This is a genomic window from Streptococcus sp. HMSC074F05, from assembly GCF_001808725.1.
GTDB lineage: Bacteria > Bacillota > Bacilli > Lactobacillales > Streptococcaceae > Streptococcus > Streptococcus parasanguinis_I.
Window position 1 is genome coordinate 606,245 of record NZ_KV794411.1, and the last position, 25,091, is coordinate 631,335.

Sequence of the window (25,091 nt, forward strand, 5' to 3'; positions counted from 1 at the left end):
CCTCTATTTCCTCTTCTAAACAATAGAAGCATTATACCACAAAGACTGTGAAAAAAGATAGATCTTGCGATCTATCTCACTTAATTAATCGGTTACAGCACCTGTTCCATCTAGGCTCCAAGTGTTTTCGACATAAGGAGTAAATTGAGTTATTGTTTTCTCAAATCCTTCAACAACAATCAAATAAACCTTATCATCTTTTTGGAATACCCAACCAGCAACCTGCAGGCCTGACTTGAGAAAAATATGTATTTTAAGCGACTCATTTCCTCCAACAGTCGTCGTAGATTTTGTCATTTTCTCAACAATTTTATAATCATTCCACCTACTCTCCAATCTTTGAGCTATTAGCTCTGCATTAAATTCCACTCCTTCAGGGACATTTGCTTTTTCTCTAGTGGCAGCATTTAAAACAATAATATTGAAGGCGTTTTTATCTGTATACTGAATATTATCTCCGACTTGGATACTATCATTCTTTTTCCAGTCACTTGGAATATTGACATAGCCATAATCTGCTGATCCAATTCGTTTCGTTTTCACATTCCCCTTATCACTATCTGGAATTTTTTTCTCTACATTACTACTTGAATTTGTTGTCTCTCTCACCACATTAGCGGAACTAGATGCTACCGATGATTTACTAGACGCTTTCTTTGGACTAGTACAAGCAGAAAGGCTTACAACAGACAAAAACGTAACAGACGCGAGTAGGAACTTATTTTTCATATTCTCTCCTCAATGATGTATTTACTTTCCTCTAGTCTACCATGATTTTCTAGGATTTGAAAGTGCGATTTCTATAGCATAAAGAGACTAGAAATGATTCTAGCCTCTCTTCATCAATCCGTTACAGCGCCTGTTCCATCTAGGCTCCAAGTGTCTTCAATGTATGGGATAAAGGTTTTCAAGGTTTCTGCATCCCCTTCAAAAGAAATGGTATACACTTTTTCACCCTTCTGGAAGACCCAAGTAATCAGGTATTGACCAGATTTCATGATAATTTGAAGCTGGTAAGCGTCCAGACCTGCGACTTTAGTCCGCGCTCCCGTCATCTTATCAACATCCTGGTTATCTTGCCACATTACGGCCAGTTTCTTAGCTAGAAATTCTGCATTAAACTCGATATCCGCAGGAACTTTGGCCTTTTCCCGCGTAAAGCTATTCAAGGTGACAATATTATAGCCGCTCCCATCCGTATACTGGACAGCTTCTGTCCCATCGATATCCGTGAACTTGAACCATTTACTTGGAATATCGATGTATCCATAATCTGCATTTCCAATCCGCTTGGTTTCTTGACTGGAAGTGGTTTTCTTTGTAGAAGCAGTATCCTTTGACGAAGAGCTGCTTGTTTGCTTTTCGACTTTGCTGCTACTTTCTTTTGTAGAAGAAGCTGCTGTGTCCTTTTGAGTGGTGTGACTACAAGCCATTAGTGTGCAGATAGAAAGAATCGTCAGTGATGCGGTCAATAATTTGTGTTTCATGCTCAACCTCCTTGATAACGTTTTCTTTCTTCTAGTCTACCATGAAAGTGGGTATTTTAAAATAGGATAAGTGTCACATCTGATGGAACCTTTCTCATTCAGTCTATTTCTTTTGAACCTAAAACAAAAGGCTGGGACAAAAGTCCTAGCCTCTCAATTATTTTTGGATTGTCGAGCAAGACGCAGTGGTTGAGTGGGCTCTACTACGCTGCTTTCATCAGCTTTTACAGTCCTACTCAACTGTGCGGAGGTGGGACGACGAAATCGAATTCTAACGAATTACCGATTTCTGTCCCACTCTCTCATTGTTATTCTTCATCCATTGACAAGACAGATAAGAAGGCTTCCTGTGGTACTTCTACAGATCCAATTGCCTTCATCCGTTTCTTACCAGCTTTTTGTTTTTCAAGAAGCTTACGTTTCCGTGAGACGTCCCCACCATAACACTTAGCCAAGACGTTCTTACGAAGGGCCTTGATATCTGTACGGGCCACGATCTTATGACCGATCGCCGCTTGGATAGGCACTTCAAACTGTTGACGAGGGATAATCTTCTTGAGTTTCTCAACGATCAACTTACCACGTTCATAGGCAAAGTCCTTGTGAACGATAAAGCTGAGGGCATCGACAGTATCGCCATTGAGAAGGATATCCATTTTAACCAATTTAGAAGGTCGGTATTCAGACAACTCATAGTCAAAGCTCGCATAGCCACGAGTAGAGGATTTCAATTTATCAAAGAAATCAAAGACAATTTCAGCTAGTGGGATTTGATAGATGACATTCACCCGATTTTCATCGATGTAGTCCATGGTCACAAAGTCCCCACGTTTGCGTTGGGCTAATTCCATGACAGCCCCAACAAACTCTTGTGGCACCATGATTTGGGCTTTGACATACGGTTCTTCGATCGAAGCGATCTTGGTTGGATCTGGGAACTCAGATGGGTTGGAGACATCCAGTGCTTCTCCATCTGTCAAATTAACCTTGTAGATAACAGACGGTGCCGTCATAATCAAGTCAATATTGAACTCACGCTCCAAACGCTCCTGGATAACGTCCATATGAAGGAGACCCAAGAAACCACAACGGAAACCAAAACCGAGGGCCTGAGAAGTTTCCGGTTCAAATTGAAGACTGGCGTCATTCAATTGCAATTTTTCCAAGGCTTCACGAAGGTCATTGTATTTGTTGGATTCAATCGGGTAAAGACCAGCAAATACCATTGGATTCATTTGCTTGTATCCATGTAGTGGCTCATTTGCTGGATTGGTCGCTAGGGTTACCGTATCCCCGACACGGGTATCCGCAACGGTCTTGATAGAGGCCGCAATATAGCCAACGTCTCCAGTCGCAAGGAAATCACGGCCGACTGCTTTAGGAGTAAAGATCCCAACTTCTGTGACATCAAAGGTCTTGCCATTGCTCATGAGCTGGATCTTATCGCCTGGTTTAACCATTCCATTGACCACTCGGACCTGAAGGATTACCCCACGATAGGCATCATAAACGGAGTCAAAGATCAAGGCTTGAAGAGGGGCTTCAACATCACCCGTCGGTGCTGGAACTTTCTCAACGATCTGCTCCAAAATCTCTTCAATCCCAATACCAGCCTTGGCAGAGGCTAGGACTGCCTCGCTAGCATCCAAGCCGATGACATCTTCTACTTCTGTGCGCACACGTTCTGGATCTGCAGCTGGCAAGTCAATCTTATTAATGACTGGAAGGATTTCCAAATCATTGTCCAGTGCTAAGTAAACGTTGGCCAGGGTCTGAGCTTCAATCCCTTGAGCGGCATCCACCACAAGAATGGCTCCCTCACAGGCAGCAAGCGACCGCGAAACCTCATAGGTAAAGTCCACGTGTCCTGGTGTGTCAATCAAGTGGAAGATATAGGTTTCCCCATCTTTAGCCGTGTAGTTCAACTCGATGGCATTCAGCTTGATGGTAATCCCACGTTCCCGTTCCAAGTCCATACTATCTAAAAGTTGGGCTTGCATTTCCCGACTAGACACGGTTTCGGTTTTTTCTAAAATTCGATCGGCCAAGGTTGACTTTCCATGGTCAATATGGGCGATGATCGAGAAGTTCCGAATCTTCTCTTGTCGTTTTTTTAATTCTTCAAAGTTTGGCATAATCATCTTCCTAGTAAATTTAATCGTACTCTTCATTATAACAAAAAAGATAGGCCTTTGCCTATCTTAATTCATTATTTTCAAAAATCGCTTCTGCGTTTTATTTCCCTCATAACCTATTCGTTCGTAAAAGAGATGGGCTTCTTTTCGATGAGAGGCGGAATTTAAACGGATAAAAGCATAATGCTTGCTTTTGGCAAGTTCTTCAACTCTCTCCATCAATTGGCGACCAATCCCACGTCCTTGAGCAGATGGAAAAACCGCTAGACCCAAAATATTTAGACCAGCGTCACTATAGAGACTTTCATAGACTTCTGCCTCCACATAGGCAAGAATATGGCCTGTTTGGTCCTCTTCATAAACAAAGCAAAAATGATCCGAATCTGGCGAATTAAATTTATCAATCTGAGCTGCCACTTTCTCCAGGGTCGAATCATACCCCAATGCTTGGTGACATAAATCTCTAATTTGACCTGCATCTTTGACTTGAACAGTACGAATCATACCTTCACCTCCATGAACCCTATGGTATTATCTTAGATCATTTTCCTCAAAAAGTAAAGGAATATCTGATAAAATTCAAAATGAAAATCCGATTTAGATCAAATTCATCTTTTTTCGCATTTTTCAGGGATTTCTATTTACTTTTTCGATTTAATTCATTATAATAGTAAGGGTAAATACAAGGAGGTGAGTACGTTGGCCAGAGGTCGTGGAAAAGCAAGCCCTCAAGACAAAGAGGCATTACGGATTATATCGGAAAAGATTAGAGAATTACTGAAAGAACAAGGGAAAAAGCAGATCGAATTATCTCGTATTACTGGAATCCCTGCAAGTACCCTGACTGGATATGTAAAAGGAACTTCTCTTCCCGTTCCCGAAAATTTAGAGAAGATTGCAGCCTTTTTCCAGGTAGCAGTTGCTGATATTGACCCTCGATTGCGCAATGATTTTGTAGTCATTGATTCAGAGATTGAACGATTATATAAACAGCTCGATGAAGGAAATCAAGAAAATCTTCTCTCTTATGGAAAAAGTCTCTTGACCCATCAAAAAGAAAGACAGAAGATTGAAAAGCAATACCACTCTTATTCTGTCTATGATTCTTTTGCAGCATACCAAAATCAGAAGCAAGCTGATATCGTGTGGTTTGATCAAAAGATTCCTTACGATTTGGCTTTTTGGATTCATACGGATTCCCTCGAGCCTAAATACGAAAAAGGGGCCGTTGTGTTAATCAAGCAAACCTACTACGATCAGGCAGGGGCTATTTATGCCATTGATTTTGATGGGCAAACGTTGATCAAACGGGTATTTCGCGAGGCCAACGGTATTCGACTGGTTTCCCTCAATAAGAAATATAGTGATCAAATCATTCCACTAGATGAGGAACCTGGGGTGATTGGAAAAGTGATTGATGGCTTTGTTCCTCTTGATTTGGAGGAAATCAAATGATTCAATTAATCGCGATTGACTTGGACGGAACTCTTTTGCATGAGGATAAGACTCTATCTAAAGGCAATATTGAAGCTCTTCACCGGGCCCATGAAGCCGGCTATGATATTGTGATCTGTACGGGGCGCCCCTTAGCGGGTGTACGGCCTATCTTTGAAGAGATTGGACTCCCTGATGGCAACTACTATATGATTATCAATAACGGGTGTACAACCTTGTCTACTAAGAATTGGGAAATCATTGGCAAGGAAGAATTGAGCCTTGAGGACATGCACCGGTTGCATGTTTTGACGGAAGATACAGATGTCCAGCTAACCTTATTTGACATAGATCACTACCTAGTGGTCGCACCTGAAGCCAGTGAACTTGTCACGATGGATGCGGGCATTGTTAATTCTAAACCGACACTTGTCTCTGAAGAGGATCTGCCCAACCTTGTTCCTATTTTTCAAGCCATGTACGTAGGAGATCCTTCTGCTATTGATGCCTTCCAAGCTCAGAACGAGGCTGCATTAGAGGCCGAGTTTAACACTGTTCGTTCACAGGATATCTTGTTTGAAATCTTGCCAAAAGGTGCGAGCAAAGCTTCTGCTCTTCAAGCATTAAGCCAAACATTAGGCTACAGGAGAGACCAGGTCATGGCTCTTGGAGATGCAAACAATGACCTTGAAATGCTACGTTTTGCTGGTTACAGCGTCGCTATGGGAAATGGCAATGCTGCTGTCAAGGAAATCGCAGATTTCATCACCCTGACCAATGATGAGGATGGCGTGGCCCATGCTATTCACAAATTAATTGAAACTGAAAAAGGAGAATGATCATGAAATACCAAAATTTGTTGGACCGTTTTATTACCTATGTAAAGGTTAACACACGTTCAGACGAAAATTCTACAACCACTCCAAGTACCCAATCACAAGTTGATTTTGCAACAAACGTCTTGATCCCTGAAATGAAACGCGTGGGTCTTCAAAACGTCTACTATTTGCCAAACGGCTATGCTATTGGAACACTTCCAGCTAACGATCCAAGCTTTACTCGCAAGATTGGATTTATCTCTCACATGGATACCGCTGACTTCAATGCCGAAAATGTCAATCCACAAATTGTTGAGAATTATGATGGCGGTGTCATTACCCTTGGTGACTCTGGTTTCACACTCGATCCAGCTGATTTTGCTCATTTGAACAACTACAAGGGACAAACCTTGATCACAACGGATGGTACTACTCTTCTGGGTGCAGACGATAAGTCAGGTATCGCTGAAATCATGACAGCTATTGAATACCTGACAGCTCATCCTGAAATCAAACATGGAGAAATCCGTGTCGGCTTTGGTCCAGATGAAGAAATCGGAGTCGGTGCAGATCAATTTGATGCAGAGGATTTTGATGTAGACTTTGCCTATACTGTTGATGGTGGTCCTCTCGGAGAGCTTCAATACGAAACCTTCTCAGCAGCTGGGGCTGAAATCACCTTCAAAGGACGCAATGTCCACCCAGGTACAGCCAAAGGTCAAATGATCAACGCTCTTCAATTGGCCATTGATTTCCATAACAAACTCCCTGAAGGAGCACGTCCAGAATTAACCGAAGGCTATGAAGGCTTCTACCACTTGATGAACATCGATGGAACTGTCGAGGAAGCAAGTGCTAGCTATATCATTCGGGACTTTGAAACAGAAAGCTTTGAGAAACGCAAAGACCTTATGAAATCTATTGCCGATCAGATGAATGCGGAGCTCGGTAGCGAACGCGTTCTCCTCACCCTCAAAGATCAGTATTACAACATGAAGCAAGTGATTGAAAAAGATATGACACCAATCACCCTTGCTAAGGAAGTCATGGAAGATCTTGGAATCACTCCAATCATTGAACCGATCCGCGGTGGTACAGATGGCTCTAAAATTTCCTTTATGGGGATTCCAACACCTAATATCTTTGCCGGTGGCGAAAACATGCATGGTCGCTTTGAATACGTAAGTCTCCAAACCATGGAACGCGCAGTTGATACCATTATCGGTATTGTGACCAAAAAATAAGAAACAAAAAAGGATTCGGATAGATTGTCCGGATCCTTTATTATCTATTAGAGAGCTTGACAATATCTTTGACCTGATCAATATTCTGAATCAGGTGAAGGTTTGTCTCATTAATAGGAAGATAATAGACTTTATCTGCCAAAGATTCTGTAAAAGGACGATTCGTGAGTAAGATCACCTGTTGTCCTTTTTCTTTCAGCTCTTTCACTTGCTTTCTCACCTTTTGGTAAAAACGCTCATCGCAGATTTCTAAATCATCCACCAAGACACAAGCAGCGTCCAAACCCAATGATTCATTGGTTCCATTCTGGGTCAGATAATAGGCTGCACCCGCTCGTACCTCATATAAGCCAGCTGATGGCTCAACCGGAAGAAAGGCTGGGCTTGTTGCAACTTCTTCTTTGTCCATCGCTACAAGATTGGCTAGAACCTGCAAATAGACAGGTGCTAATTTACTCAAATCCAAGAGTTCCTCAAACTCAAAACCACGTTTCAAGGCTTCTAAGATATAGAAGAGCCGGTGGGGCATATGACGAGCAATTTTCTGGATTAATTCATCATCGCTCATTTCTTCAGGAAGGATGGTCAGCAAGTTCTTGTCTTTAATGGTTTCTAGGGCTTGTTGATAAGCCTCATCAATTCTCTTCCCAAATCCATAAACTGCGCCATAAGAGTGAATTTGGGTATTGAGACGGGCATTTTTAGCAGCATCAGAAAAAATCGGGATCTTAAAGAAGATATAGTCCAAACTCGGTTCATAAACAGCCTTTAAATCCTTTAATAAGGGATGAGGCAAATGCTCGAGAGACCACCCTAATTGCAACTCTACTCCTTGCTCAAACAAGGAATAGCCTAAGCCCATAGAGGCCATCGAGATGCTATCTGAAGCAAATGGATTAACCTCTAAGATATAAAAAGCGTAGCTCGTCGGATCCAAGGCAAACTTAATGGAAATGGCTCCTGTCAGCTTCAGATAGCGACTAATGTGGATCGCCGCTTCACGAAGATTTTGAAACTCACGGTCAGTCAGAGTGACCGCTGGCATGAATTGGTAAGAGTCACTGGAGTGGATCCCAACAGGATCAATGCTTTCAATAGAGGCAGCCAGGTAGTGATTGTCTTCGCGATCCCGCATGACTACAAAATCCAGTTCCTTAAAGCCATAAGTCGAAAATTCTAGCAAACACTGCTGACTTGGAGAGACCGAAAGTCCCATTTCTACAGCTTCGCATAAATCATCCAGGTTATGAGCAATCTTTCGCCCTTGCCCTTGCTTACTCGCTACTGGCCAGATCATAATAGGAAATTGAATGCCTTCAGAAAACTCGATAGCTTCTCGAACCGAACTAACCAGTGCTGAAGCAGGTACCTGATAGCCCAGCTCTTGAAAGAGACGTCGTTGATCTGCCTGTTGGTAAAAATTACGGTAGCGTTGGAGACTTGTCCCGACAATCAAGATCGATGCTTCTTTGAAAAATCCAGTTTCTTCCAAACGAAACAAGAGATTCAAAATCTGTTTGTCCGCGAAAGCTAAGAGCAAGCGAGATCCAGTATAAGAAAGAAGAGTCGTCCTAAGAGCATCCAGCTTGAGCTTACTAACTACAACTATATCTGCAGCTTCTTGGGTGATAGCATTTTCTTCGCCCAAGTAAAGGACAAGAGCATTCCCATCCTTAGCATTGAGTTTTTGTGCTTCATTTACCGCAGCCAAAAGGCTAAAATCCTGATAAGAATCTCCACACAGGAGAAGCAATTTCTGGTTTTGTTTCATCATTCCTTCTCCCTTCTACTTTCGTGAATTTTGGCATCAATCAACTCTAAAAATTCATCGTAAAAATAGAGATTTTCCCTTGGACCTGGACTCGCATCCACTTGGAATTGAACCCCTAAAATCGGTTGGTAACGATGACGAAAAGCTTCAATACTATGGTCATTGACGTTTTCATGCGTGACCAATAAATCATGGGGCAGGCTATCGCGTGCTATACTATACAGGTGATTTTGACTGGTTATTTCGATTTTTCCTGTCGCAATTTCACGCACAGGTATGTTCAAGCCAAAATGTCCGACTTCCATAGGGGCCAGATCAGCGCCGTAAGCTTGTGCCAACAACTGAGCTCCCAAGCCCATACCCCAGATCGGAATCTGACCATTGAGCTTTTTGATCAAGCGGCATAGTTTTTTCACCTGATGGGGATCGCCTGGCCCACTGGATAAAATAACCCCATCTGGTTGCTGCTCCATCAGTTCATCATAAGAGATATCATAGGGATAGACTGTCACATTACAGTCCCTTTGACTCAGCTGACGTAAAACAGAGTGCTTGACCCCTAGATCAATCAAGGCAATACTCTTTCCAAAACCAGGTACAGCATAGGCCGTTTTGGTCGAGACTTGACGCACTTGGTCTTTTGGAAGCACTGTCGCTCGCAACTGATCCAAGATATGCTCGATCGAATCCCCCTTGTTAATAACAGTTGCCTTCATCCGTCCATACTTGCGGACAATTTTTGCCACCTGTCGGGTATCAATCCCTACAATACCAGGGATTTTTTTTCGCTTCAAGAATTCATCCAAGGTCATCTGCTGCCGCCAATTGCTCGGCATCTCCACCAGATGCTGAACCACTACCGCTAAACAAGTGGGTGTAATGGATTCAGAATCATCCCGATTGATCCCTGCTGCGCCAATAACCGGGAAGGTAAAGGAGAGAATCTGGCCACTAAAAGCCTGATCCGTGAGCAATTCTTGATAACCTGTCATGGCTGTGGTAAAAACCAACTCACCAGTCACATATAGATCTGCACCAAAGGCTTCTCCTTCAAATACAGTCCCATCCTCTAGGACCAATAATCGTTTCATCGAACCCCTCCCTTCTTTTACTCTAGTCCAATTTTATCATAGTTCCTCAAAAAAAGGAAAGTCAGATTCCATGTAGTGATCTACTCTGTCCTCTTTCTTTCCTTTCAATGAATTATCAGTTATCTTATTTTGCTCCGCGACCTTTAAGGACGGCTTCAATGATGGCCATACGGACAAAGACACCATTGGTCATTTGTTCTACGATGCGTGATTTAGGAGCTTCTACCAAGTGGTCCGCAATTTCAACGTCACGGTTGACTGGTGCTGGGTGCATCAAGATGGCTGTATCTTTCATACGATCATAACGTTCTTGTGTCAAACCATGAAGACGGTGGTAGTTTTCTTTAGAGAAGAGTGATTCGTAATCATGACGTTCGTGTTGCACACGCAAGAACATCATCACATCCACTTCTTCAATGACTTCATCGATAGTGACGAAGGTTCCATAGTCTTCAAATTCCGCACTTCTCCATTCGTCTGGACCTGCAAAGTAAAGAGTTGCTCCCAAACGTTTCAAGATTTGCATGTTTGATTTTGCCACACGTGAGTGATCCAAGTCCCCAGCGATACAAACTTTCAAGCCATCAAAGTGACCGAATTCTTGGTAGATGGTCATCAAATCAAGCAAGCTTTGGCTTGGGTGTTGACCTGAACCGTCCCCACCATTGACGATAGAGGCAGTGATCGTTGGACTTTCAACCAATTCTTTGTAGTAGTCCACTTCAGGGTGACGGATGACACAGACATCCACTCCAAGAGCTGACATGGTTAAGATTGTATCGTAAAGTGTTTCCCCTTTGTTCACAGAGCTTGTCTTTACATCAAAGTCAAGGAGATCACATCCCAATTTCAACTCTGCCACTTCAAAGGCTTTGTGGGTACGAGTTGAAGGTTCAAAGAAAAGGTTTGAGATGATGTGTTGGTCTTCGTAGGATGCTTTAGCTCCGTTTTTGAACTCAATCCCACGCTTGATCAAAGCCATTACTTCTTCATTGGTAAGAGTTTCCATTGAGACAAGGTTTTTAAGAGCGATTTGATTTTCAGACATGTTGATTCTCCTTTTATAATGTGAATGGTTTACTATTTATTTAAGCTTCTTTGATGAGGACGCGGTCTTGGCCGTCTAGCTCCACCATCTCGACAATGATTTCCTCTGACTTACTGGTCGGGATATTTTTCCCAACAAAGTCCGGACGAATCGGCAACTCCCGATGCCCACGGTCGACTAGAACTGCAAGACTTACTCGAGCAGGACGACCGTGACTGACCAGATTATCAATGGCAGCGCGAATCGTGCGACCTGTATAGAGGACATCATCGATCAAGATGACCTCTCTATGAGCGATATCAACTGGTAACACCGTTGTATCTTCTGTCGCCTTCATATCATCTCGGAAAGGCTTGGTATCGAGTTCTGCAACAGGGACATCAATTTGTTCCAGCTGGGAGAGGCGTTCTTGGATCCGGCGAGCAATGTAAACACCGCGCGTCTTGATTCCCACCAGCACAATCTGGCTTAAATCTTTGTTTCGTTCAATGATTTCGTAGGTGATGCGGGTAATGGCCCGCTTCATCGTCAAATCATCAACGACTTCTTTGGTTTTCATTCAGTCCTCCTTAGTTGTAAAAGAAAAACCTCCTTTTTCAAGGAGGTTCAGCAAATGAATGGTCTAAGAGGATAGAGTCTCGCCCTATGGTCCTAGCCATTGTTTTTCACAGTCTCCTTGCCTGCCTCACGGGACAGGATTAAAGGATTTATTTAATTGAGATAACTATATCACAGTTTCAAACGACATGCAAGAAAAAACTCAACATTTTTCAAAAAAATTTAAAAACATGACTTTTCGTCCGAATAACGTTCGGTTTTTACTAAGAAACAGCCGATTTTCGCTTGATATTTTTGATCCCATAGAGCACATAGCCAGCCAAGAGGTAAGCAATAAAAATGATCACCACCCATTTGCCCACAAAAGCCCAACCGTATTTGTTGACATTGATAAAGAAATAAGGGAAAGGACTGTCTTTGGCACCTGGAACTGGCCACTTAAGGACCAAACCGTTGAGAAGAGCAAAGACCATATAGAGCAAGGGAAGCAGGGTCCAAGCTAATGGATCCGACTTATGGTATTGTTTTGGTTTATCAATCACCAGGGTGTCAAAGAAGAACATCAAGGGAACAATGTAGTGACAGAGGAAGTTTTCCAAGCGGTAAAACTTCTCAGGTGTCGCAAGAGGCGCCAACATAAAGTGGTAGATGACAAAGGTAATCATAATAGCCATGGTCACTGCCCCCTTCATGCGAAGGTAGCTTTGGGTCTGGGTCGAACGACCACGAAGCATGCGCCAAACCATATCTCCCATGAAGAACATGACCAACATGTTGGATAAAATGGTGTAATAAAGCATCATACCAAAGCCACCATGCTTGGTCAGTTGCAGATAAACGCCGAGCACACTTAAGATAAACAATAGAAAACGATAGCTAAACAATAGTTTGAATTTCATAGTATTCTCCTGAAAGAAAAGGGGCTAGGCCCTTCAGTTTTATCAGGAACTTTCCTTAAGTGAAGACGGACGTCAGCGAACTTCTTCGAAGTTCCATGACTTATTAAGATACAAAGGGCGTATACGGATAAAGTCAAAATAGGAAGTTTGACGCAGAATCTTTCGATTCTAGGAGAACTTATCTTTTTGACAGAATCCGTAGCCCGTGTTCAATTAGTTTTGAACCTAAAGTTTCAAAACTCCCGAGTACTTGAATCAATACTGTTTCAAGTACTTCTCTCACAGCGGAAAGTTCCATTATAAACTTAAACAACTCTATTAATTTGTGTACTGTTCTTTAGATCTTCTTCACAAATTCTGATTTGAGTTTCATTGCGCCAAAGCCATCAATCTTACAATCGATGTTATGATCGCCTTCTACGATACGGATGTTTTTCACGCGCGTTCCTTGTTTCAAATCCTTCGGTGCACCCTTGACTTTCAAATCTTTGATCAAGGTTACCGTATCGCCATCAGCCAATTTGTTTCCGTTGGCGTCAATCGCTACGACACCCTCTTCTTCTTCGACCTCAGCTGGGTTCCATTCATAAGCACACTCTGGACACACCAAGAGTGCTCCATCTTCATAGACATATTCAGAGTTACATTTTGGACAGTTTGGTAAGTTATTCATTTTTATCTCCTTATTCAAATTAACTTTCATAGTATACCATGAAAGCAAAAATTTGACAAATCCTGTTCGACTGTAGGATTTTCAAAAAAAGGAGGCAACTTGGTCTCCTTACATAGATGATATCTTTCAATCTTCCTGCAATTCTTGAATGTCTTGAATCACGCGCACGCCTGCTTGATTCTTCTCGCGCAGTTCAGCATCAGAGTATGGGAAGGTATTGATCAAGATACTCTCCATCCCGATACTTTGGGCAACAGCAACATCTGTTGTAAAATCATTCCCCACCATAACCGTTTTCTCAGGGTTCAACTGGTGCTCTTTGATGACTTCCAAGAGGAACTCTGGCTGAGGTTTGCGAATACCTGCATCTGATGACAAGTAAATGGCATGGAAAAGTTCTCCCAAGCCTACTAAATCAATCTCAGGATCGGTAAAATCTGCTTGGGCATTGGATAAGAGATAGATCCGGCAACCTGCAGCTTTCATATCCTCTAACACTTCTTTCGTGTGAGGATAAAGCTCCAATCGTTTGCGAGAAAGGACACGGAAAGTCCGTGCAATCAAACGTCCCCACTCTTTGAGGTGGGCAACACTGTTTCCACTAGGATGATTTTCTAAATACAATTGCACAAAAATGACCGTCAGATCAATCTCAGGATGGGCAACTTGTTTTTTCTTGGCCAAGTCTTCTTCAGCTTGTTGCACCAACTCTCTATAACGCAGGCGCAGACCTTCTCCTGTGTAACTTGCCCCGTAGGATTGGTAAATCTGAGCCATGGTATCCCATAAAACTGGACTTGACTCATCGGTTTCGATCTCAACCAAGGTTCCATAAAAATCAAAAATATAATTTTTAAATGCGTACTTGTGCGGATTCATCTCTCACTCCCGTAACAAACATGGTAAAGGTTGCCTTGCAGACATTGACACCGTCTTGATTGGTAATATCCACATCCACAACGCGAGTCGTCCGTCCACTGTGGACACATTCGCCATGGATCGTGAGGACGTCACCCAGACGCCCTGCTTTCAAGTAATTGATAGAGGATTGCAAGGTCACACCATCGACCCCCTGAGAAACCACGACCAAACCACTGACTTGGTCACACAGGGTAAAGAGATAGCCTCCATGCGCATTTCCATAATAATTGAGCGATGATTCCACGACCTTGGTTGTCACCACTACATGGCCATCTCTCATCTTTTCGATTTCGTAATTTTCAAATGCAGCAATTGCATCAAAGTGAAAATCTTTCATATACTTGTCACCTTTTCTAGCATCTTTTCAACTCCTCTATCATACTACAATTAAGAAGCAGATACAAGCAAAGGGGCAATTCCTTAGAAGCAGAAAAGGAGACTCCAACTAAGTAAGAAGACGATACTAGGAACAATGTATTTTCTTGGGTGCTTCCAACATTCTCTCTTTAAATTCCATTTTCTTAAAGGAAAATAGATTTCAATCAGTAAGTGCAAAACAGCTTCAACCACTGCTAGAATCATCATACCTAGTAAAAATAGGATCCCCAAGTCAGGCATGACCACCATTTTTAATAAAAGAGCAACAAATAGATTAACAGATAAGAAATAAGTCAGCAATACACGGTAATACATCAGGTAAAAGAACCGACTCTTAGGAAGAGACTTAACATGATCAATCAAATCTTTATCCGCAGAAATGAGAGTGGTTAATGGCGTATTGACAGAAGCAATTGTTAAAAGGATGATGATTTTTAATGGAGCCTCGTAATCCTGTATCAGAATGAGAAGGAGGAAGATGAGAGTAAAGACAAAATTGATGGAAAAATAGCGCTCTTGAAACAAGGAAATCCAAAAATAATTGCCACTTCTTCTCTTTGCGACGAGCAACTGATCATTTTTTGAAATCGCGACCAGGTCCTCATTTTTAAAAATCAAGACAGCAAGGAGGGCTGACAGTAAGATCATATAGGACACTTGTTGGACCCATAAAGAAGAGACTGTAAGAGCAGTCGTTACAAAAATGAGCACCCCTCCTAGAAAACTGGGCCTTGTATTGAACTGGATAAAGACATAAAACACACTCAATACCACCAGTAAAGATAGGAGGACAAGCTTAAAGGATTGTGGCAGGTCTAACTGGACTCCCAAAAAGAGGATCAATAACAGCACGCGCTCTAACAAATTGAGAAGAAAGGTTACCGTCAGAAAAGAACCTTTGAAACGATTGAGAGACAACGGAAGCTGGTAATAGGCCTGGACCCTGTCCATCGAAAAGTAGGAATACAACAATTGAAAGGTTGATAGAGCAGTGACAATAGCCGTACTGATCAATAAGACTTGAAAGCTCGTAGAAAATTTGCCCCCAACAACATGGTAATAAAGAGCAAAGGCTAAGGAAGTCAAGAACAAGAAGAGCCGATTTTTGGAAACCAAATCTCTAAAAATAGCTAGTAGCATGCTCTACCCCCTCTGACGATTGACGTCATGAAACCAATCTTCTAAATTCGATTTGATCGCGTCTAGGTGACCATCTTCAATAGTATAAGCTGTATCACACACCCGAACAATACTCTCTGCGATATGCGAACTCATCAGAATAGCGCCTTCTTCTTTATACTGCAATAGTAAACCATATAGAAATTCTGTCGCATCAAAATCAAGGCCATCAAATGGTTCGTCCAAAATAAGGAGGGGAGGTTTGAGATAAAAAGCTGTGATCAAGAAGACTTTCTTCTTATTTCCCGTTGACAAACTACCGATATCGGTGTTGAGAAATTCTTCAAAATGAAAACCTGAAATCAGGTCCTGCAATACCTTTTCATCTCTCTTTCGATGATACAAACGACAGACAAAATTAAAATAGTGAACAAAATCCCAGTTTAAAAAACTATTGTTTTCAGTAAAAACTGTATAGGTACGGCTCTTATAGAAATTCGTATGAAAAGAGGTCGCCTTGTCTTCTATGGTAACAGTCTCAACTGCATACTGCCGATGATCAAAGACACTACTTAAAGCTTTTAGCAAGGTTGTCTTCCCTGCTCCATTTCGACCAATCAACCCGACTACAGAATGATTGGGTACAAGCAAATTCGTATCTTTTATAATGGGCTTGCCTTTTTTATACCAAACGTTTAGCCCCTTGATGTTTAAACAATCACTCTTCATCGACGCACTCCTTTATAAAGGTAAGAAGCCCCAACCAAAAGCAACAGCAAAGCGTATAACCATTCCTTTTGAAAGGCAAAGACTAAGGCACCGATCAAGAAGCAAATTCCTATAAGGATTCTAAATTGTAATTTCATATCTTGCCTTCTTTCTATTCACAGTATGAAAGATTACAATTGTATTTTATGCTTATACTATAGTACTTTTTTTAAGCAGATTCAAGCACGAATGGAATATTCTTACTTCTTTTACCTTGCAAGCAAAAAAGCTAGATACCTCTAGCCCTTTGCTTAAAATCTTAATTTTTCCCAATCATCGTCTGTCCGTTTGCGATAATAGAACTCAGACAAGTCCGGGTCTTCCATCACTTCCAGCAGAGGAAGCATATCGTAGGACAAGTCCAACTTTTCTAATTGATCCTTCTCAACCCAATAAACTTCTCCTTCTTCAGACGATCTTAGCTGGCCTGTAAATTCTGTCGCTTTGTAGCAAAAGACGATGTAGCGGCCGCCCTCATCTTGTGGCCAGTCTTTGACTGCGACCAGTTTTGGATTTGTAATTGTAAGTCCTGTCTCTTCGTAGATTTCACGAATGACGGATTCTACAAGGCTTTCTCCTTCTTCGATATGGCCACCTGGAAAAGCATAGCCAGCCCAGTGAGTCTTTTCAGGTGAGCGGTATTGGAGGACTACTTTATTCGTTGAACAGTCTTCAATCAGACATAGATTTGTTAAAATGGTAGATGTTTCGCGTGACATAAATTTCCTTTCTATGATATTAACAATTAATCAACATAAACATTCTTTTGTATCTCTTCTTTCATGACAAAGGGATTCACCAGCTCATGGTATTCATCGAAGGCATCTAAAAGGGAGCCTCTATGAAAGACAATTGACTTCTCTTTTAAATAATATTCCGAGTGAATCGTCACCGGACCATGGACATCAAAGGTAAAGAACAACTCAATGAAATATACTAGAATCACCATAGCAAAGAGACTCAAAAGAACACTAACAAGGTTCTTCCAATTTGGAGTATGTTTTCGATAGAAACGATACCAAATGTGACTAATAGCCGTCACTGCTCCAAGATACAGCCAGGGATTCCAAAGAAGTGGAGTAAATGCGTAGCCAAAGAATCCTAAAAGAAAATTAGCTAGCATGAAAAGTAAAAGAATAAGATACAGGATCCTAAACAGGTACAAATACTTTCCCATAATTGAGCTCTCCTATGTAAACATTGGTTCAAAGCTTAAAAAAACAGTAATCTTCTTATCTTAGATTATGATCAACAGAATATGGACTGCCAACCGTAGCCAATGATCAATTAGAGGCGTATCCGGATCACTTTTTTTGCTGTCTAATAATAGACTTAGTGATAACAATAGTAATGCAAGGGCAATAACAATTTTCAGAGATAGCATCATGCCGCCAAGAACAAGAGAGGCTAGAAAGCCAAAAAATGGCAAAGGAGAAAATAAAAATGCCAAAAAACTGAAATACATCATAATCAATGATAAAACCAATAAACCAAAGACGACAATCTTCGTAAGAATTGAGACTCTTTTCCCTTCTCTTTTCATTTTTGATAGTGAAAAAATGACATAGATCATATAGATAAAAAGTAGCATATTGAATCATTCCTATGTTTTACAGATAATATTAATAGTTTAACTAAAACCTATTCAAAATACAACTAAAGACACTAACTTATCAGTAGTAACCCATCTCTGATCAAAGTCTCTTCACTTCTGCTGCTACCTTCTGGAGATGCTGTTCTCGCATGCTAGCGGTGTTCACATCCCGGCCAACAATAACATTGCCAAGTGAAATACGTAAATCTTTGATGCCCCTTTTAAAATTTTCACATCCTAAAGTTGTCATCTAACCCTAGCTCCCCTATTAATTTATTTGTTGCTTCTGAAAGTCTATTTTGTTGTGAGTCAAAATCTTTCAACTTCATTATAAACCAATATCTAGGGCTAACTGCAACAGAAGTAACATCATATTTAATTTGTGTGGCAAGTAACACAAAAATCGCCATCGTTCGATATTCGTTTTGATTAATTTGTGTAACTGCGGCCTCATAGTTTTCTTTTTGCATTAACGAAACAATCTTAATAGACTCTTTTGAACCGTATGAGTATATTATATTCATTATCTCTTTAAAGTTTTTCAAATTTTCTTCTTGTTTTCTTTCTTTATCCTTAGTATTTTTTAAAGAATTATTTTCAATCATCTCATCAAAAAGCGACAAAACTCTATACGGTATTTTTGACATATTATCCAAAGCTAAAGTATCCCTATTACGCTTAAGTTCATTTTGAAAACTTTGTTTCATTGAGTAATAAGTTACCCTAAAACCTACAATTGAAATTATACTAGGAATTAATACACTTATAATTGTTGTTAATGAAGCTTCATTCATTTCTATCACCTCCTTAATCCAAAGCCTTGACTTCCAACATCATATCGCGGATTTGCGCTGCCAACTCGAAATCAAGCACTTCGACAGCTTCTTGCATTTGACCTTGCAGTTTCTTGACCAGTTCCTTGCGCTCTTGGCGGTTGAGACTGGTGATATCTACTTCCTTGTCCTCTTCTTTGGCCACCGCCTTGGTAACAGAGATCAGGTCACGGATTTCCTTCTTGATGGTTTGTGGTACAATACCATGCTCTTCATTATAAGCCATCTGGATTTTCCGACGACGGGCTGTTTCATCGATGGCTTTTTGCATTGACTGGGTCATGGTGTCCGCATACATGATCACGTGACCCTCACTATTACGGGCTGCACGACCAATGGTTTGAATGAGGCCGCGTTCATTACGGAGGAATCCTTCCTTATCCGCATCAAGGATGGCAACTAAGCTTACTTCCGGTACATCTATCCCTTCGCGAAGGAGGTTAATCCCGACCAAGACATCAAAGACACCCAAACGCAAATCTCGAATAATCTCCGTCCGCTCCAAGGTCTTAATGTCCGAGTGCATGTATTTGACCTTGACACCCATTTCCTTGAAATAGTCGGTCAAGTCTTCTGCCATCTTCTTGGTCAGGGTGGTGACAAAGGTCCGCTCTCCACGTTCTACACGCGCATTGATCTCACCTAAGAGGTCGTCCATTTGACCCATGGTCGGACGCACTTCCACCTCAGGATCGAGAAGACCTGTCGGACGAATGATCTGCTCGATGATGGTATCGGTTTGTTCCATCTCATAGTCGCCTGGTGTCGCAGACACATAGACAATCTGATGGACATGGCTTTCAAACTCCTCACGACGCAGTGGCCGGTTATCCAGAGCAGACGGCAAACGGAAACCATAGTTGACCAGCATTTCCTTGCGCGAGCGGTCTCCATTGTACATGCCCTTGATCTGTCCCATAGTCATGTGGCTTTCATCGATCATGATGAGGAAATCTTCTGGAAAGAAGTCAAGGAGAGTGTAAGGAGGCTCACCTTCACTCCGGCCATCCATGTGACGAGAGTAGTTTTCGACCCCATTGGTGTAGCCCATCTCCCGCAGCATTTCAATATCATACTCGGTCCGTTGTTTTAGACGTTGGGCTTCTAAGAGCTTGCCTTCTTTTTCAAAGACTTTCAACTGCTCTTCTAGTTCCGCCTGAATCTTGGCAATGGCCACTTCCATATGGTCATCATTGGTCACGAAGTGAGTAGCTGGGAAAATTGCTAAGTGGTCCACATCTCCCAGAACTTGGCCTGTCAAAGCTTCAATCTCCCGAATCCGCTCAATCTCGTCCCCGAAAAACTCCACTCGGAAGGCATGTTCATCACGCGAAGCTGGGAAAATCTCGACCACATCTCCACGAACACGGAATTTCCCCCGTTGAAAGTCGATATCATTGCGCTCAAACTGGATATCCACCAGGTCATTGAGCAGTTTATCACGAGAAATCTCCAGACCTGGACGCAGACTCACCACGCTATCGGCATATTCCTTCGGCGAACCCAAACCATAAATACAAGAGACGGAAGCTACAACGATGACATCGTTACGCTCCAACAAAGCTGAGGTTGCGGAGTGACGAAGTTTATCAATCTCATCATTGACCGAGCTATCCTTTTCGATATAGGTGTCGCTCGATGGCACATAGGCTTCTGGCTGGTAGTAATCGTAGTAAGATACGAAGTACTCGACCGCATTTTCAGGGAAAAATTCCTTGAACTCCCCATAGAGCTGGCCCGCTAGCGTTTTATTATGGGCGATAACCAGGGTCGGTTTATTGACCTGGGCAATAACCTGGCTCATGGTATAGGTCTTCCCCGTACCAGTCGCTCCCATCAGGATTTGCGCCTTCTCACCACCCTCGATGTTATCCACCAGTTGCTCAATGGCCTGCGGTTGATCCCCAGACGGTTGGTATTTCGATACTAGTTTAAATTTGTTATCTGTTACTCGATTAATCATACTTTCTTCCTTTGATTATACTTCCCTTATTTTACCACAATAGACAATATTTCACTGACTTTTGGGGATAGAATCCTCACATAGAAAAAGACCGGGCTCAAGTCCCGGTCTTCATTTTTATCATCAATTCTAGTCAATCATGATACACTTGTTCATTATCAACTCTTTCTTTCCTTTCCCCTAAGCGATAAACAATCACTAGGGATACAAGAAGAACCAAAGTGGTAATGATTGATCCTTCTGCTCCAAATGTCCCTCCGGTCAACCAGTCGGGTCCAGATCCCATGGTAAAGCTAAAGATAGACGCATCTGCGCCTGTGCCACTGACTTGAAAACCAAGGAGATTTCCTTGTACATAGTTCCAAGTGCCGTGTTGGGCGACCACTAGCCAGATACTATCCGTATAGATAAAAAGCAGACCAGCCAGCACTCCATCGAGGATGATATTCAGAACGGATAAGAAGGTCACTCCTGCATTTCCCATATGCAGAATGCCAAAGAGACTACTAGAAATCGCGATTGCTAAAGGCAGATTAGTTCTTGCAGCAATCCGAGTCAGAAGCCAACCTCGCGTCGCTACTTCTTCCGTCCCCCCTTGCAGAAGCCAAAATGGAAATAATCCTAGGATAAAAAACAAGGGCTCTAAACTGAGCTCATTTAACACAAAAGACCCGATGCCACTTACTTGGTAGACAAGCGCGATCACTCCCATTTGAACAAGTGAAATCATGATCCCCCAGCCTAGATACTTGAGCCAATTTCTTTTTACAAAGCCTAAGCTTGATAAGGCATTCTTCTCTATGACCTTCACCCAAAACATAAAGAGTAACAGAATGATTACAAAACTGAAAAGCTCATAATAGAGAAAATAATGGTAGAAAAATTCTTGAATACTTGCTGTCCCATTTCCTGGCGAAAAGAACTCCACTAGAAAACCTATAACTAAGGAAAATGGCCCCACAAGTTCACTACCAATCCAAAGGCCTCCTTCAATAAAGAAGGAGGCTAAAAATATATAAAATAGTGTAGAAATAAGAACTGGCCATGAGGTGTTAGTTTTTATATCCTGAATCATCTTTCCTTTCTTCATGATCAACCTCCATTTATCTGATAGTTCCATTGTAGCAAAGAAAATCTAGAGCTGCAATATCGTTTTATGTTAGAAAACCTAACATGAAAACCCGATTTTTCTTGCAAAGCAGACTATTTTCTGATATAATAGCTTTTGTAGAAAAACATAAGACCATTCATACTCGTTTTGGTATGAATGATTTGTTTTTTTTAGGCCATCCTTTGGTCAATGTGCTCATGGGTCAAATACCCAAAGAGAAAAGAATTAAAAGGAGACAGAAATGAAGAAAAAATTACTAGCATGTTTGCTGTTCTTATTTCCATTCGTTGCATTCGCTGGTCATGCTCATGCTGAAACGATCAAGGTCGTTTTCGACACAGCATATGCACCGTTTGAATTTAAGGATTCAGATCAAACCTATAAAGGAATTGACGTAGAGATCTTGGACAAGGTCGCTGAAATCAATGGCTGGAATTTGGACAAATCCTTCCCGGGATTTGATGCAGCGGTCAATGCAGTTCAAGCTGGTCAAGCGGATGCCATCATGGCAGGGATGACCAAAACAACAGAACGTGAAAAAGTCTTCACCATGTCTGATACTTACTACGATACAAAAGTTGTCATCGCGACTACGAAAGCCGATAAAATCACGAAGTACAGCCAATTAAAAGGGAAGACAGTCGGTGTCAAAAACGGAACTGCAGCCCAACGCTTCCTCGATAAAAACAAGGACAAGTACGGCTACAAGATCAAGACTTTTGATACTGGTGATCTCATGTACAACAGTTTATCAGCTGGTGCGGTCGATGCGGTGATGGATGACCAACCTGTTATTCAATACGCCATCCAAAAGGGGCAGGACCTAGCTATCAATATGGACGGGGAAGCAGTCGGTGGCTTTGCCTTTGGTGTAAAAAAAGGCGGTAAGCATGAAAAGTTGATCACTGAATTTAACAAGGCCCTCGCTCAAATGAAAGCTGATGGAACACTTGATGAGATCATCAAGAAATGGACAGGTGAAAGCCAATCATCAAGTAACAGTACCGTTCCAGAAACAACTACTCCTGCTGGTCAAAAAGCAACTCCTAAAAAATCAAAATATGTAATTTCAAGTGACTCATCTTTTGCACCATTTGTCTTCCAAAATGGAAAAAACAAATACACAGGAATCGATATGGACTTGATCAAGGCGATTGCCAAAGACCAAGGATTTACCATCGAGATTGACAATCCTGGATTTGATGCTGCGGTAAGTGATGTTCAATCCGGCCATGCGCAAGGAATGATCGCAGGGATGACTGTGACAGATGCTCGGAAAGAAACATTTGATTTTTCTGAACCATACTACACGGCCAATTCTATTCTAGCCGTTCAAGAAAGTAGCAAGATTGATTCATATGATGACCTAAAAGGAAAGACAGTCGGCGTTAAAAACGGGACTTCCTCACAAAACTTCCTTGAAGAAAACCAAAAGAAATATGGTTACAAGATCAAAACGTTCTCTGACGGAGCTTCTATGTATGATAGTTTGAATTCTGGTTCTGTTGCAGCGATCATGGATGACGAACCTGTTATCAAATACGCTATTAAACAAGGACGCAAATTCAAAACACCTATCGAAGGAACTCCAAGTGGTCAACTAGCATTTGCCGTTAAAAAAGGTGAAAATCCTGAATTGATCGAAATGTTCAATAACGGTCTTGCAAACTTGAAGAAAAGTGGTCAATACCAAAAGATTCTCGATAAATATCTTAAAGCAGATAGCAAATCAAGTACTTCAAGTACAGCCGTAGATGAAACAACGATCTTGGGCTTGCTTCAAAATAACTACAAACAATTGTTAAGTGGTTTGGGTGTCACTCTTGCCCTTGCACTTCTCTCTTTTGCCATTGCTATGGTGATCGGTGTTATCTTTGGGATGTTTAGTGTTAGCCCTTATAAATGGCTTCGCTGGACTGCTGAGATCTTTGTCGATGTTATTCGTGGGATCCCACTCATGATCCTCGCCGCCTTCATCTTCTGGGGAATTCCAAACTTGATTGAATCGGTCACAGGTCATCAATCCCCAATCAACGACTTTGTTGCAGGTACCATCGCCCTCTCCCTCAATGCTGCTGCCTATATTGCAGAAATTGTTCGTGGGGGGATCCAAGCTGTACCGATTGGACAGATGGAAGCCAGCCGAAGCCTTGGGATCTCTTATGGCAAGACCATGCGCAAGATCATCTTGCCACAAGCAACCAAACTCATGCTTCCAAACTTTGTTAACCAATTCGTCATTGCCCTGAAAGATACGACTATCGTTTCTGCGATCGGATTGGTAGAACTCTTCCAAACTGGTAAGATCATCATCGCTCGAAACTACCAAAGTTTCAAGATGTATGCGATCCTTGCCGTCTTCTACCTCGTGATTATCACCTTGCTAACACGATTTGCAAAAAAATTAGAAAAGAAGGTTAACTAATGGCTAAATTAAAAATTGATGTCCATGACCTCCACAAATACTATGGTGAAAATGAGGTCCTAAAAGGAATTTCAACAAAATTCTATGAAGGAGATGTGGTTTGTATTATCGGACCATCCGGTTCAGGTAAATCGACCTTCCTTCGTAGTCTCAATCTCCTCGAAGAAGTTACAAAAGGTCAAATTACAGTTAATGGATATGATCTAACCGATCCAAAAACTAATGTTGATCTAGTCCGTGAAAATATCGGGATGGTTTTCCAACACTTCAACCTCTTCCCTCACATGAGCGTCCTTGAAAATATTATGTTTGCGCCAGTAGAGCACAAACTGATGACCCGTGAAGAAGCTCAAAAAGTCGGGATGGAATTGTTGGAAAAAGTTGGACTCGCAGATAAAGCCGATGCCAATCCGAACAGCCTTTCCGGTGGTCAAAAACAACGTGTGGCTATCGCACGTGGACTTGCCATGAATCCAGATATTATGCTCTTTGACGAACCTACTTCTGCCCTTGACCCTGAGATGGTAGGAGATGTATTGAACGTTATGAAAGAGTTGGCAGAGCAAGGCATGACCATGATCATCGTTACCCATGAGATGGGATTTGCCCGCCAAGTAGCCAACCGCGTCATCTTCACCGCAGACGGTGAATTCCTCGAAGACGGCAAACCAGACCAAATCTTCGACAACCCACAACACCCACGTTTGAAAGAATTCTTGGATAAGGTTCTAAACGTTTAAAAAATAGTGGTTTTTGAAGCATCTAGCAATTTTGCTAGATGCTTTTTTAGACGAAAAAAGAGGCTGGGACAAAAGTCCTAG

The 25,091-nt window shown here is 41.8% G+C and carries 25 protein-coding genes and 1 pseudogene; 5 read left to right on the plus strand and 21 right to left on the minus strand.

The window, feature by feature from the left end:
• Nucleotides 1–84 precede the first annotated feature (84 nt).
• From HMPREF2685_RS06680 to HMPREF2685_RS06695, 4 genes are all read right to left on the minus strand, one after another.
• Nucleotides 85–729 (minus strand): hypothetical protein, encoded by a 645-nt coding sequence (locus tag HMPREF2685_RS06680; RefSeq protein WP_070466026.1) that lies wholly within the window; start codon nucleotides 727–729, stop codon nucleotides 85–87.
• A gap of 113 nt (nucleotides 730–842) precedes the next feature.
• On the minus strand, nucleotides 843–1,487 hold the full coding sequence (locus HMPREF2685_RS06685; RefSeq protein ID WP_070466028.1) for a hypothetical protein: 645 nt from the start codon (nucleotides 1,485–1,487) through the stop codon (nucleotides 843–845).
• 308 nt (nucleotides 1,488–1,795) lie between these two features.
• Nucleotides 1,796–3,622: a translation elongation factor 4 gene (lepA, locus tag HMPREF2685_RS06690; protein WP_070466030.1), complete on the minus strand. Its 1,827-nt coding sequence runs from the start codon at nucleotides 3,620–3,622 to the stop codon at nucleotides 1,796–1,798.
• A gap of 66 nt (nucleotides 3,623–3,688) precedes the next feature.
• A complete protein-coding gene (locus tag HMPREF2685_RS06695) occupies nucleotides 3,689–4,126 on the minus strand; it encodes a GNAT family N-acetyltransferase (protein WP_070466032.1) in 438 nt (145 codons plus the stop codon).
• A gap of 195 nt (nucleotides 4,127–4,321) precedes the next feature.
• On the opposite strand from HMPREF2685_RS06695, the gene HMPREF2685_RS06700 reads away from it, so the two are divergent.
• Genes HMPREF2685_RS06700 through pepT form a run of 3 tightly spaced genes read left to right on the plus strand, consistent with a single transcriptional unit; the run spans nucleotide 4,322 to nucleotide 7,118 of the window.
• Nucleotides 4,322–5,077 (plus strand): LexA family transcriptional regulator, encoded by a 756-nt coding sequence (locus HMPREF2685_RS06700; protein ID WP_049486142.1) that lies wholly within the window; start codon nucleotides 4,322–4,324, stop codon nucleotides 5,075–5,077.
• The gene (locus tag HMPREF2685_RS06705; RefSeq protein WP_070466034.1) at nucleotides 5,074–5,895 is read left to right on the plus strand and encodes a Cof-type HAD-IIB family hydrolase; all 822 of its coding nucleotides are present in this window, start codon (nucleotides 5,074–5,076) and stop codon (nucleotides 5,893–5,895) included. Before HMPREF2685_RS06700 ends, HMPREF2685_RS06705 begins: the two co-directional genes overlap by 4 nt.
• A gap of 2 nt (nucleotides 5,896–5,897) precedes the next feature.
• Nucleotides 5,898–7,118 (plus strand): peptidase T, encoded by a 1,221-nt coding sequence (gene pepT / locus HMPREF2685_RS06710; RefSeq protein ID WP_070466036.1) that lies wholly within the window; start codon nucleotides 5,898–5,900, stop codon nucleotides 7,116–7,118.
• A 40-nt stretch (nucleotides 7,119–7,158) separates the two neighbouring features.
• On the opposite strand, the gene HMPREF2685_RS06715 is transcribed toward pepT, so the two are convergent.
• From HMPREF2685_RS06715 to HMPREF2685_RS06790, 17 genes and pseudogenes are all read right to left on the minus strand, one after another.
• Nucleotides 7,159–8,892, minus strand: coding sequence for an ATP-binding protein (locus HMPREF2685_RS06715; protein WP_070466038.1), 1,734 nt, complete (start codon nucleotides 8,890–8,892; stop codon nucleotides 7,159–7,161).
• Entirely contained in the window at nucleotides 8,889–9,980 is a 1,092-nt protein-coding gene (locus HMPREF2685_RS06720) for a carbamoyl phosphate synthase small subunit (RefSeq protein WP_070466040.1), read from the minus strand. Before HMPREF2685_RS06720 ends, HMPREF2685_RS06715 begins: the two co-directional genes overlap by 4 nt.
• Before the next feature lie 124 nt (nucleotides 9,981–10,104).
• Nucleotides 10,105–11,028, minus strand: a complete 924-nt coding sequence (locus HMPREF2685_RS06725; RefSeq protein ID WP_003007497.1) for an aspartate carbamoyltransferase catalytic subunit — start codon at nucleotides 11,026–11,028, stop codon at nucleotides 10,105–10,107.
• Between the two features lie 40 nt (nucleotides 11,029–11,068).
• Nucleotides 11,069–11,587, minus strand: coding sequence for a bifunctional pyr operon transcriptional regulator/uracil phosphoribosyltransferase PyrR (pyrR, locus tag HMPREF2685_RS06730; protein ID WP_003001719.1), 519 nt, complete (start codon nucleotides 11,585–11,587; stop codon nucleotides 11,069–11,071).
• A 262-nt stretch (nucleotides 11,588–11,849) separates the two neighbouring features.
• The gene (locus HMPREF2685_RS06735; protein WP_070466042.1) at nucleotides 11,850–12,485 is read right to left on the minus strand and encodes a Pr6Pr family membrane protein; all 636 of its coding nucleotides are present in this window, start codon (nucleotides 12,483–12,485) and stop codon (nucleotides 11,850–11,852) included.
• Between the two features lie 337 nt (nucleotides 12,486–12,822).
• Nucleotides 12,823–13,158, minus strand: coding sequence for a zinc ribbon domain-containing protein YjdM (locus HMPREF2685_RS06740; protein ID WP_003016288.1), 336 nt, complete (start codon nucleotides 13,156–13,158; stop codon nucleotides 12,823–12,825).
• A gap of 126 nt (nucleotides 13,159–13,284) precedes the next feature.
• The gene (locus HMPREF2685_RS06745; RefSeq protein ID WP_061590602.1) at nucleotides 13,285–14,037 is read right to left on the minus strand and encodes an HAD family hydrolase; all 753 of its coding nucleotides are present in this window, start codon (nucleotides 14,035–14,037) and stop codon (nucleotides 13,285–13,287) included.
• Nucleotides 14,012–14,416, minus strand: a complete 405-nt coding sequence (locus HMPREF2685_RS06750; protein ID WP_061590603.1) for a PaaI family thioesterase — start codon at nucleotides 14,414–14,416, stop codon at nucleotides 14,012–14,014. Before HMPREF2685_RS06750 ends, HMPREF2685_RS06745 begins: the two co-directional genes overlap by 26 nt.
• A gap of 83 nt (nucleotides 14,417–14,499) precedes the next feature.
• Entirely contained in the window at nucleotides 14,500–15,597 is a 1,098-nt protein-coding gene (locus tag HMPREF2685_RS06755; RefSeq protein WP_049523394.1) for a hypothetical protein, read from the minus strand.
• Nucleotides 15,598–15,600: 3 nt separating this feature from the next.
• Nucleotides 15,601–16,305 (minus strand): ATP-binding cassette domain-containing protein, encoded by a 705-nt coding sequence (locus HMPREF2685_RS06760; protein ID WP_070466044.1) that lies wholly within the window; start codon nucleotides 16,303–16,305, stop codon nucleotides 15,601–15,603.
• A gap of 290 nt (nucleotides 16,306–16,595) precedes the next feature.
• On the minus strand, nucleotides 16,596–17,063 hold the full coding sequence (locus HMPREF2685_RS06765; RefSeq protein ID WP_070466046.1) for an 8-oxo-dGTP diphosphatase: 468 nt from the start codon (nucleotides 17,061–17,063) through the stop codon (nucleotides 16,596–16,598).
• A gap of 26 nt (nucleotides 17,064–17,089) precedes the next feature.
• A complete protein-coding gene (locus HMPREF2685_RS06770; RefSeq protein WP_261710356.1) occupies nucleotides 17,090–17,467 on the minus strand; it encodes a hypothetical protein in 378 nt (125 codons plus the stop codon).
• A 114-nt stretch (nucleotides 17,468–17,581) separates the two neighbouring features.
• Nucleotides 17,582–17,935 (minus strand): diacylglyceryl transferase, encoded by a 354-nt coding sequence (locus HMPREF2685_RS10745; RefSeq protein WP_070466049.1) that lies wholly within the window; start codon nucleotides 17,933–17,935, stop codon nucleotides 17,582–17,584.
• A 103-nt stretch (nucleotides 17,936–18,038) separates the two neighbouring features.
• A pseudogene (locus HMPREF2685_RS10935) lies at nucleotides 18,039–18,155 on the minus strand (flavodoxin family protein); the annotation flags it as partial.
• A gap of 13 nt (nucleotides 18,156–18,168) precedes the next feature.
• Complete coding sequence (locus HMPREF2685_RS06780) at nucleotides 18,169–18,732, minus strand: hypothetical protein (RefSeq protein WP_070466051.1); 564 nt, start codon at nucleotides 18,730–18,732, stop codon at nucleotides 18,169–18,171.
• A 13-nt stretch (nucleotides 18,733–18,745) separates the two neighbouring features.
• Nucleotides 18,746–20,734, minus strand: a complete 1,989-nt coding sequence (gene uvrB, locus HMPREF2685_RS06785) for an excinuclease ABC subunit UvrB (protein WP_070466053.1) — start codon at nucleotides 20,732–20,734, stop codon at nucleotides 18,746–18,748.
• A gap of 133 nt (nucleotides 20,735–20,867) precedes the next feature.
• Nucleotides 20,868–21,824, minus strand: coding sequence for a CPBP family intramembrane glutamic endopeptidase (locus tag HMPREF2685_RS06790; protein WP_070466054.1), 957 nt, complete (start codon nucleotides 21,822–21,824; stop codon nucleotides 20,868–20,870).
• A gap of 262 nt (nucleotides 21,825–22,086) precedes the next feature.
• On the opposite strand from HMPREF2685_RS06790, the gene HMPREF2685_RS06800 reads away from it, so the two are divergent.
• Together HMPREF2685_RS06800 and HMPREF2685_RS06805 are read left to right on the plus strand one after the other, a co-directional pair.
• On the plus strand, nucleotides 22,087–24,270 hold the full coding sequence (locus HMPREF2685_RS06800) for an amino acid ABC transporter substrate-binding protein/permease (RefSeq protein ID WP_070466058.1): 2,184 nt from the start codon (nucleotides 22,087–22,089) through the stop codon (nucleotides 24,268–24,270).
• A complete protein-coding gene (locus tag HMPREF2685_RS06805; RefSeq protein ID WP_003007564.1) occupies nucleotides 24,270–25,010 on the plus strand; it encodes an amino acid ABC transporter ATP-binding protein in 741 nt (246 codons plus the stop codon). The genes HMPREF2685_RS06800 and HMPREF2685_RS06805 overlap by 1 nt, the downstream gene beginning before the upstream one ends.
• The last annotated feature ends 81 nt before the right edge of the window (nucleotides 25,011–25,091 follow it).

What these genes read in the sequence shown, in the direction of transcription:
- HMPREF2685_RS06680 (WP_070466026.1), bottom strand. Translation starts at nt 729, where the DNA reads ATGAAAAATAAGTTCCTACTCGCGTCTGTTACGTTTTTGTCTGTTGTA.
- HMPREF2685_RS06685 (WP_070466028.1), bottom strand. Translation starts at nt 1,487, where the DNA reads ATGAAACACAAATTATTGACCGCATCACTGACGATTCTTTCTATCTGC.
- lepA (WP_070466030.1), bottom strand. Translation starts at nt 3,622, where the DNA reads ATGCCAAACTTTGAAGAATTAAAAAAACGACAAGAGAAGATTCGGAAC.
- HMPREF2685_RS06695 (WP_070466032.1), bottom strand. Translation starts at nt 4,126, where the DNA reads ATGATTCGTACTGTTCAAGTCAAAGATGCAGGTCAAATTAGAGATTTA.
- HMPREF2685_RS06705 (WP_070466034.1), top strand. Translation starts at nt 5,074, where the DNA reads ATGATTCAATTAATCGCGATTGACTTGGACGGAACTCTTTTGCATGAG.
- pepT (WP_070466036.1), top strand. Translation starts at nt 5,898, where the DNA reads ATGAAATACCAAAATTTGTTGGACCGTTTTATTACCTATGTAAAGGTT.
- HMPREF2685_RS06715 (WP_070466038.1), bottom strand. Translation starts at nt 8,892, where the DNA reads ATGATGAAACAAAACCAGAAATTGCTTCTCCTGTGTGGAGATTCTTAT.
- HMPREF2685_RS06720 (WP_070466040.1), bottom strand. Translation starts at nt 9,980, where the DNA reads ATGAAACGATTATTGGTCCTAGAGGATGGGACTGTATTTGAAGGAGAA.
- HMPREF2685_RS06725 (WP_003007497.1), bottom strand. Translation starts at nt 11,028, where the DNA reads ATGTCTGAAAATCAAATCGCTCTTAAAAACCTTGTCTCAATGGAAACT.
- pyrR (WP_003001719.1), bottom strand. Translation starts at nt 11,587, where the DNA reads ATGAAAACCAAAGAAGTCGTTGATGATTTGACGATGAAGCGGGCCATT.
- HMPREF2685_RS06735 (WP_070466042.1), bottom strand. Translation starts at nt 12,485, where the DNA reads ATGAAATTCAAACTATTGTTTAGCTATCGTTTTCTATTGTTTATCTTA.
- HMPREF2685_RS06740 (WP_003016288.1), bottom strand. Translation starts at nt 13,158, where the DNA reads ATGAATAACTTACCAAACTGTCCAAAATGTAACTCTGAATATGTCTAT.
- HMPREF2685_RS06745 (WP_061590602.1), bottom strand. Translation starts at nt 14,037, where the DNA reads ATGAATCCGCACAAGTACGCATTTAAAAATTATATTTTTGATTTTTAT.
- HMPREF2685_RS06750 (WP_061590603.1), bottom strand. Translation starts at nt 14,416, where the DNA reads ATGAAAGATTTTCACTTTGATGCAATTGCTGCATTTGAAAATTACGAA.
- HMPREF2685_RS06755 (WP_049523394.1), bottom strand. Translation starts at nt 15,597, where the DNA reads ATGCTACTAGCTATTTTTAGAGATTTGGTTTCCAAAAATCGGCTCTTC.
- HMPREF2685_RS06760 (WP_070466044.1), bottom strand. Translation starts at nt 16,305, where the DNA reads ATGAAGAGTGATTGTTTAAACATCAAGGGGCTAAACGTTTGGTATAAA.
- HMPREF2685_RS06765 (WP_070466046.1), bottom strand. Translation starts at nt 17,063, where the DNA reads ATGTCACGCGAAACATCTACCATTTTAACAAATCTATGTCTGATTGAA.
- HMPREF2685_RS06770 (WP_261710356.1), bottom strand. Translation starts at nt 17,467, where the DNA reads ATGCTAGCTAATTTTCTTTTAGGATTCTTTGGCTACGCATTTACTCCA.
- HMPREF2685_RS10745 (WP_070466049.1), bottom strand. Translation starts at nt 17,935, where the DNA reads ATGCTACTTTTTATCTATATGATCTATGTCATTTTTTCACTATCAAAA.
- HMPREF2685_RS06780 (WP_070466051.1), bottom strand. Translation starts at nt 18,732, where the DNA reads ATGAATGAAGCTTCATTAACAACAATTATAAGTGTATTAATTCCTAGT.
- uvrB (WP_070466053.1), bottom strand. Translation starts at nt 20,734, where the DNA reads ATGATTAATCGAGTAACAGATAACAAATTTAAACTAGTATCGAAATAC.
- HMPREF2685_RS06790 (WP_070466054.1), bottom strand. Translation starts at nt 21,824, where the DNA reads ATGAAGAAAGGAAAGATGATTCAGGATATAAAAACTAACACCTCATGG.
- HMPREF2685_RS06800 (WP_070466058.1), top strand. Translation starts at nt 22,087, where the DNA reads ATGAAGAAAAAATTACTAGCATGTTTGCTGTTCTTATTTCCATTCGTT.
- HMPREF2685_RS06805 (WP_003007564.1), top strand. Translation starts at nt 24,270, where the DNA reads ATGGCTAAATTAAAAATTGATGTCCATGACCTCCACAAATACTATGGT.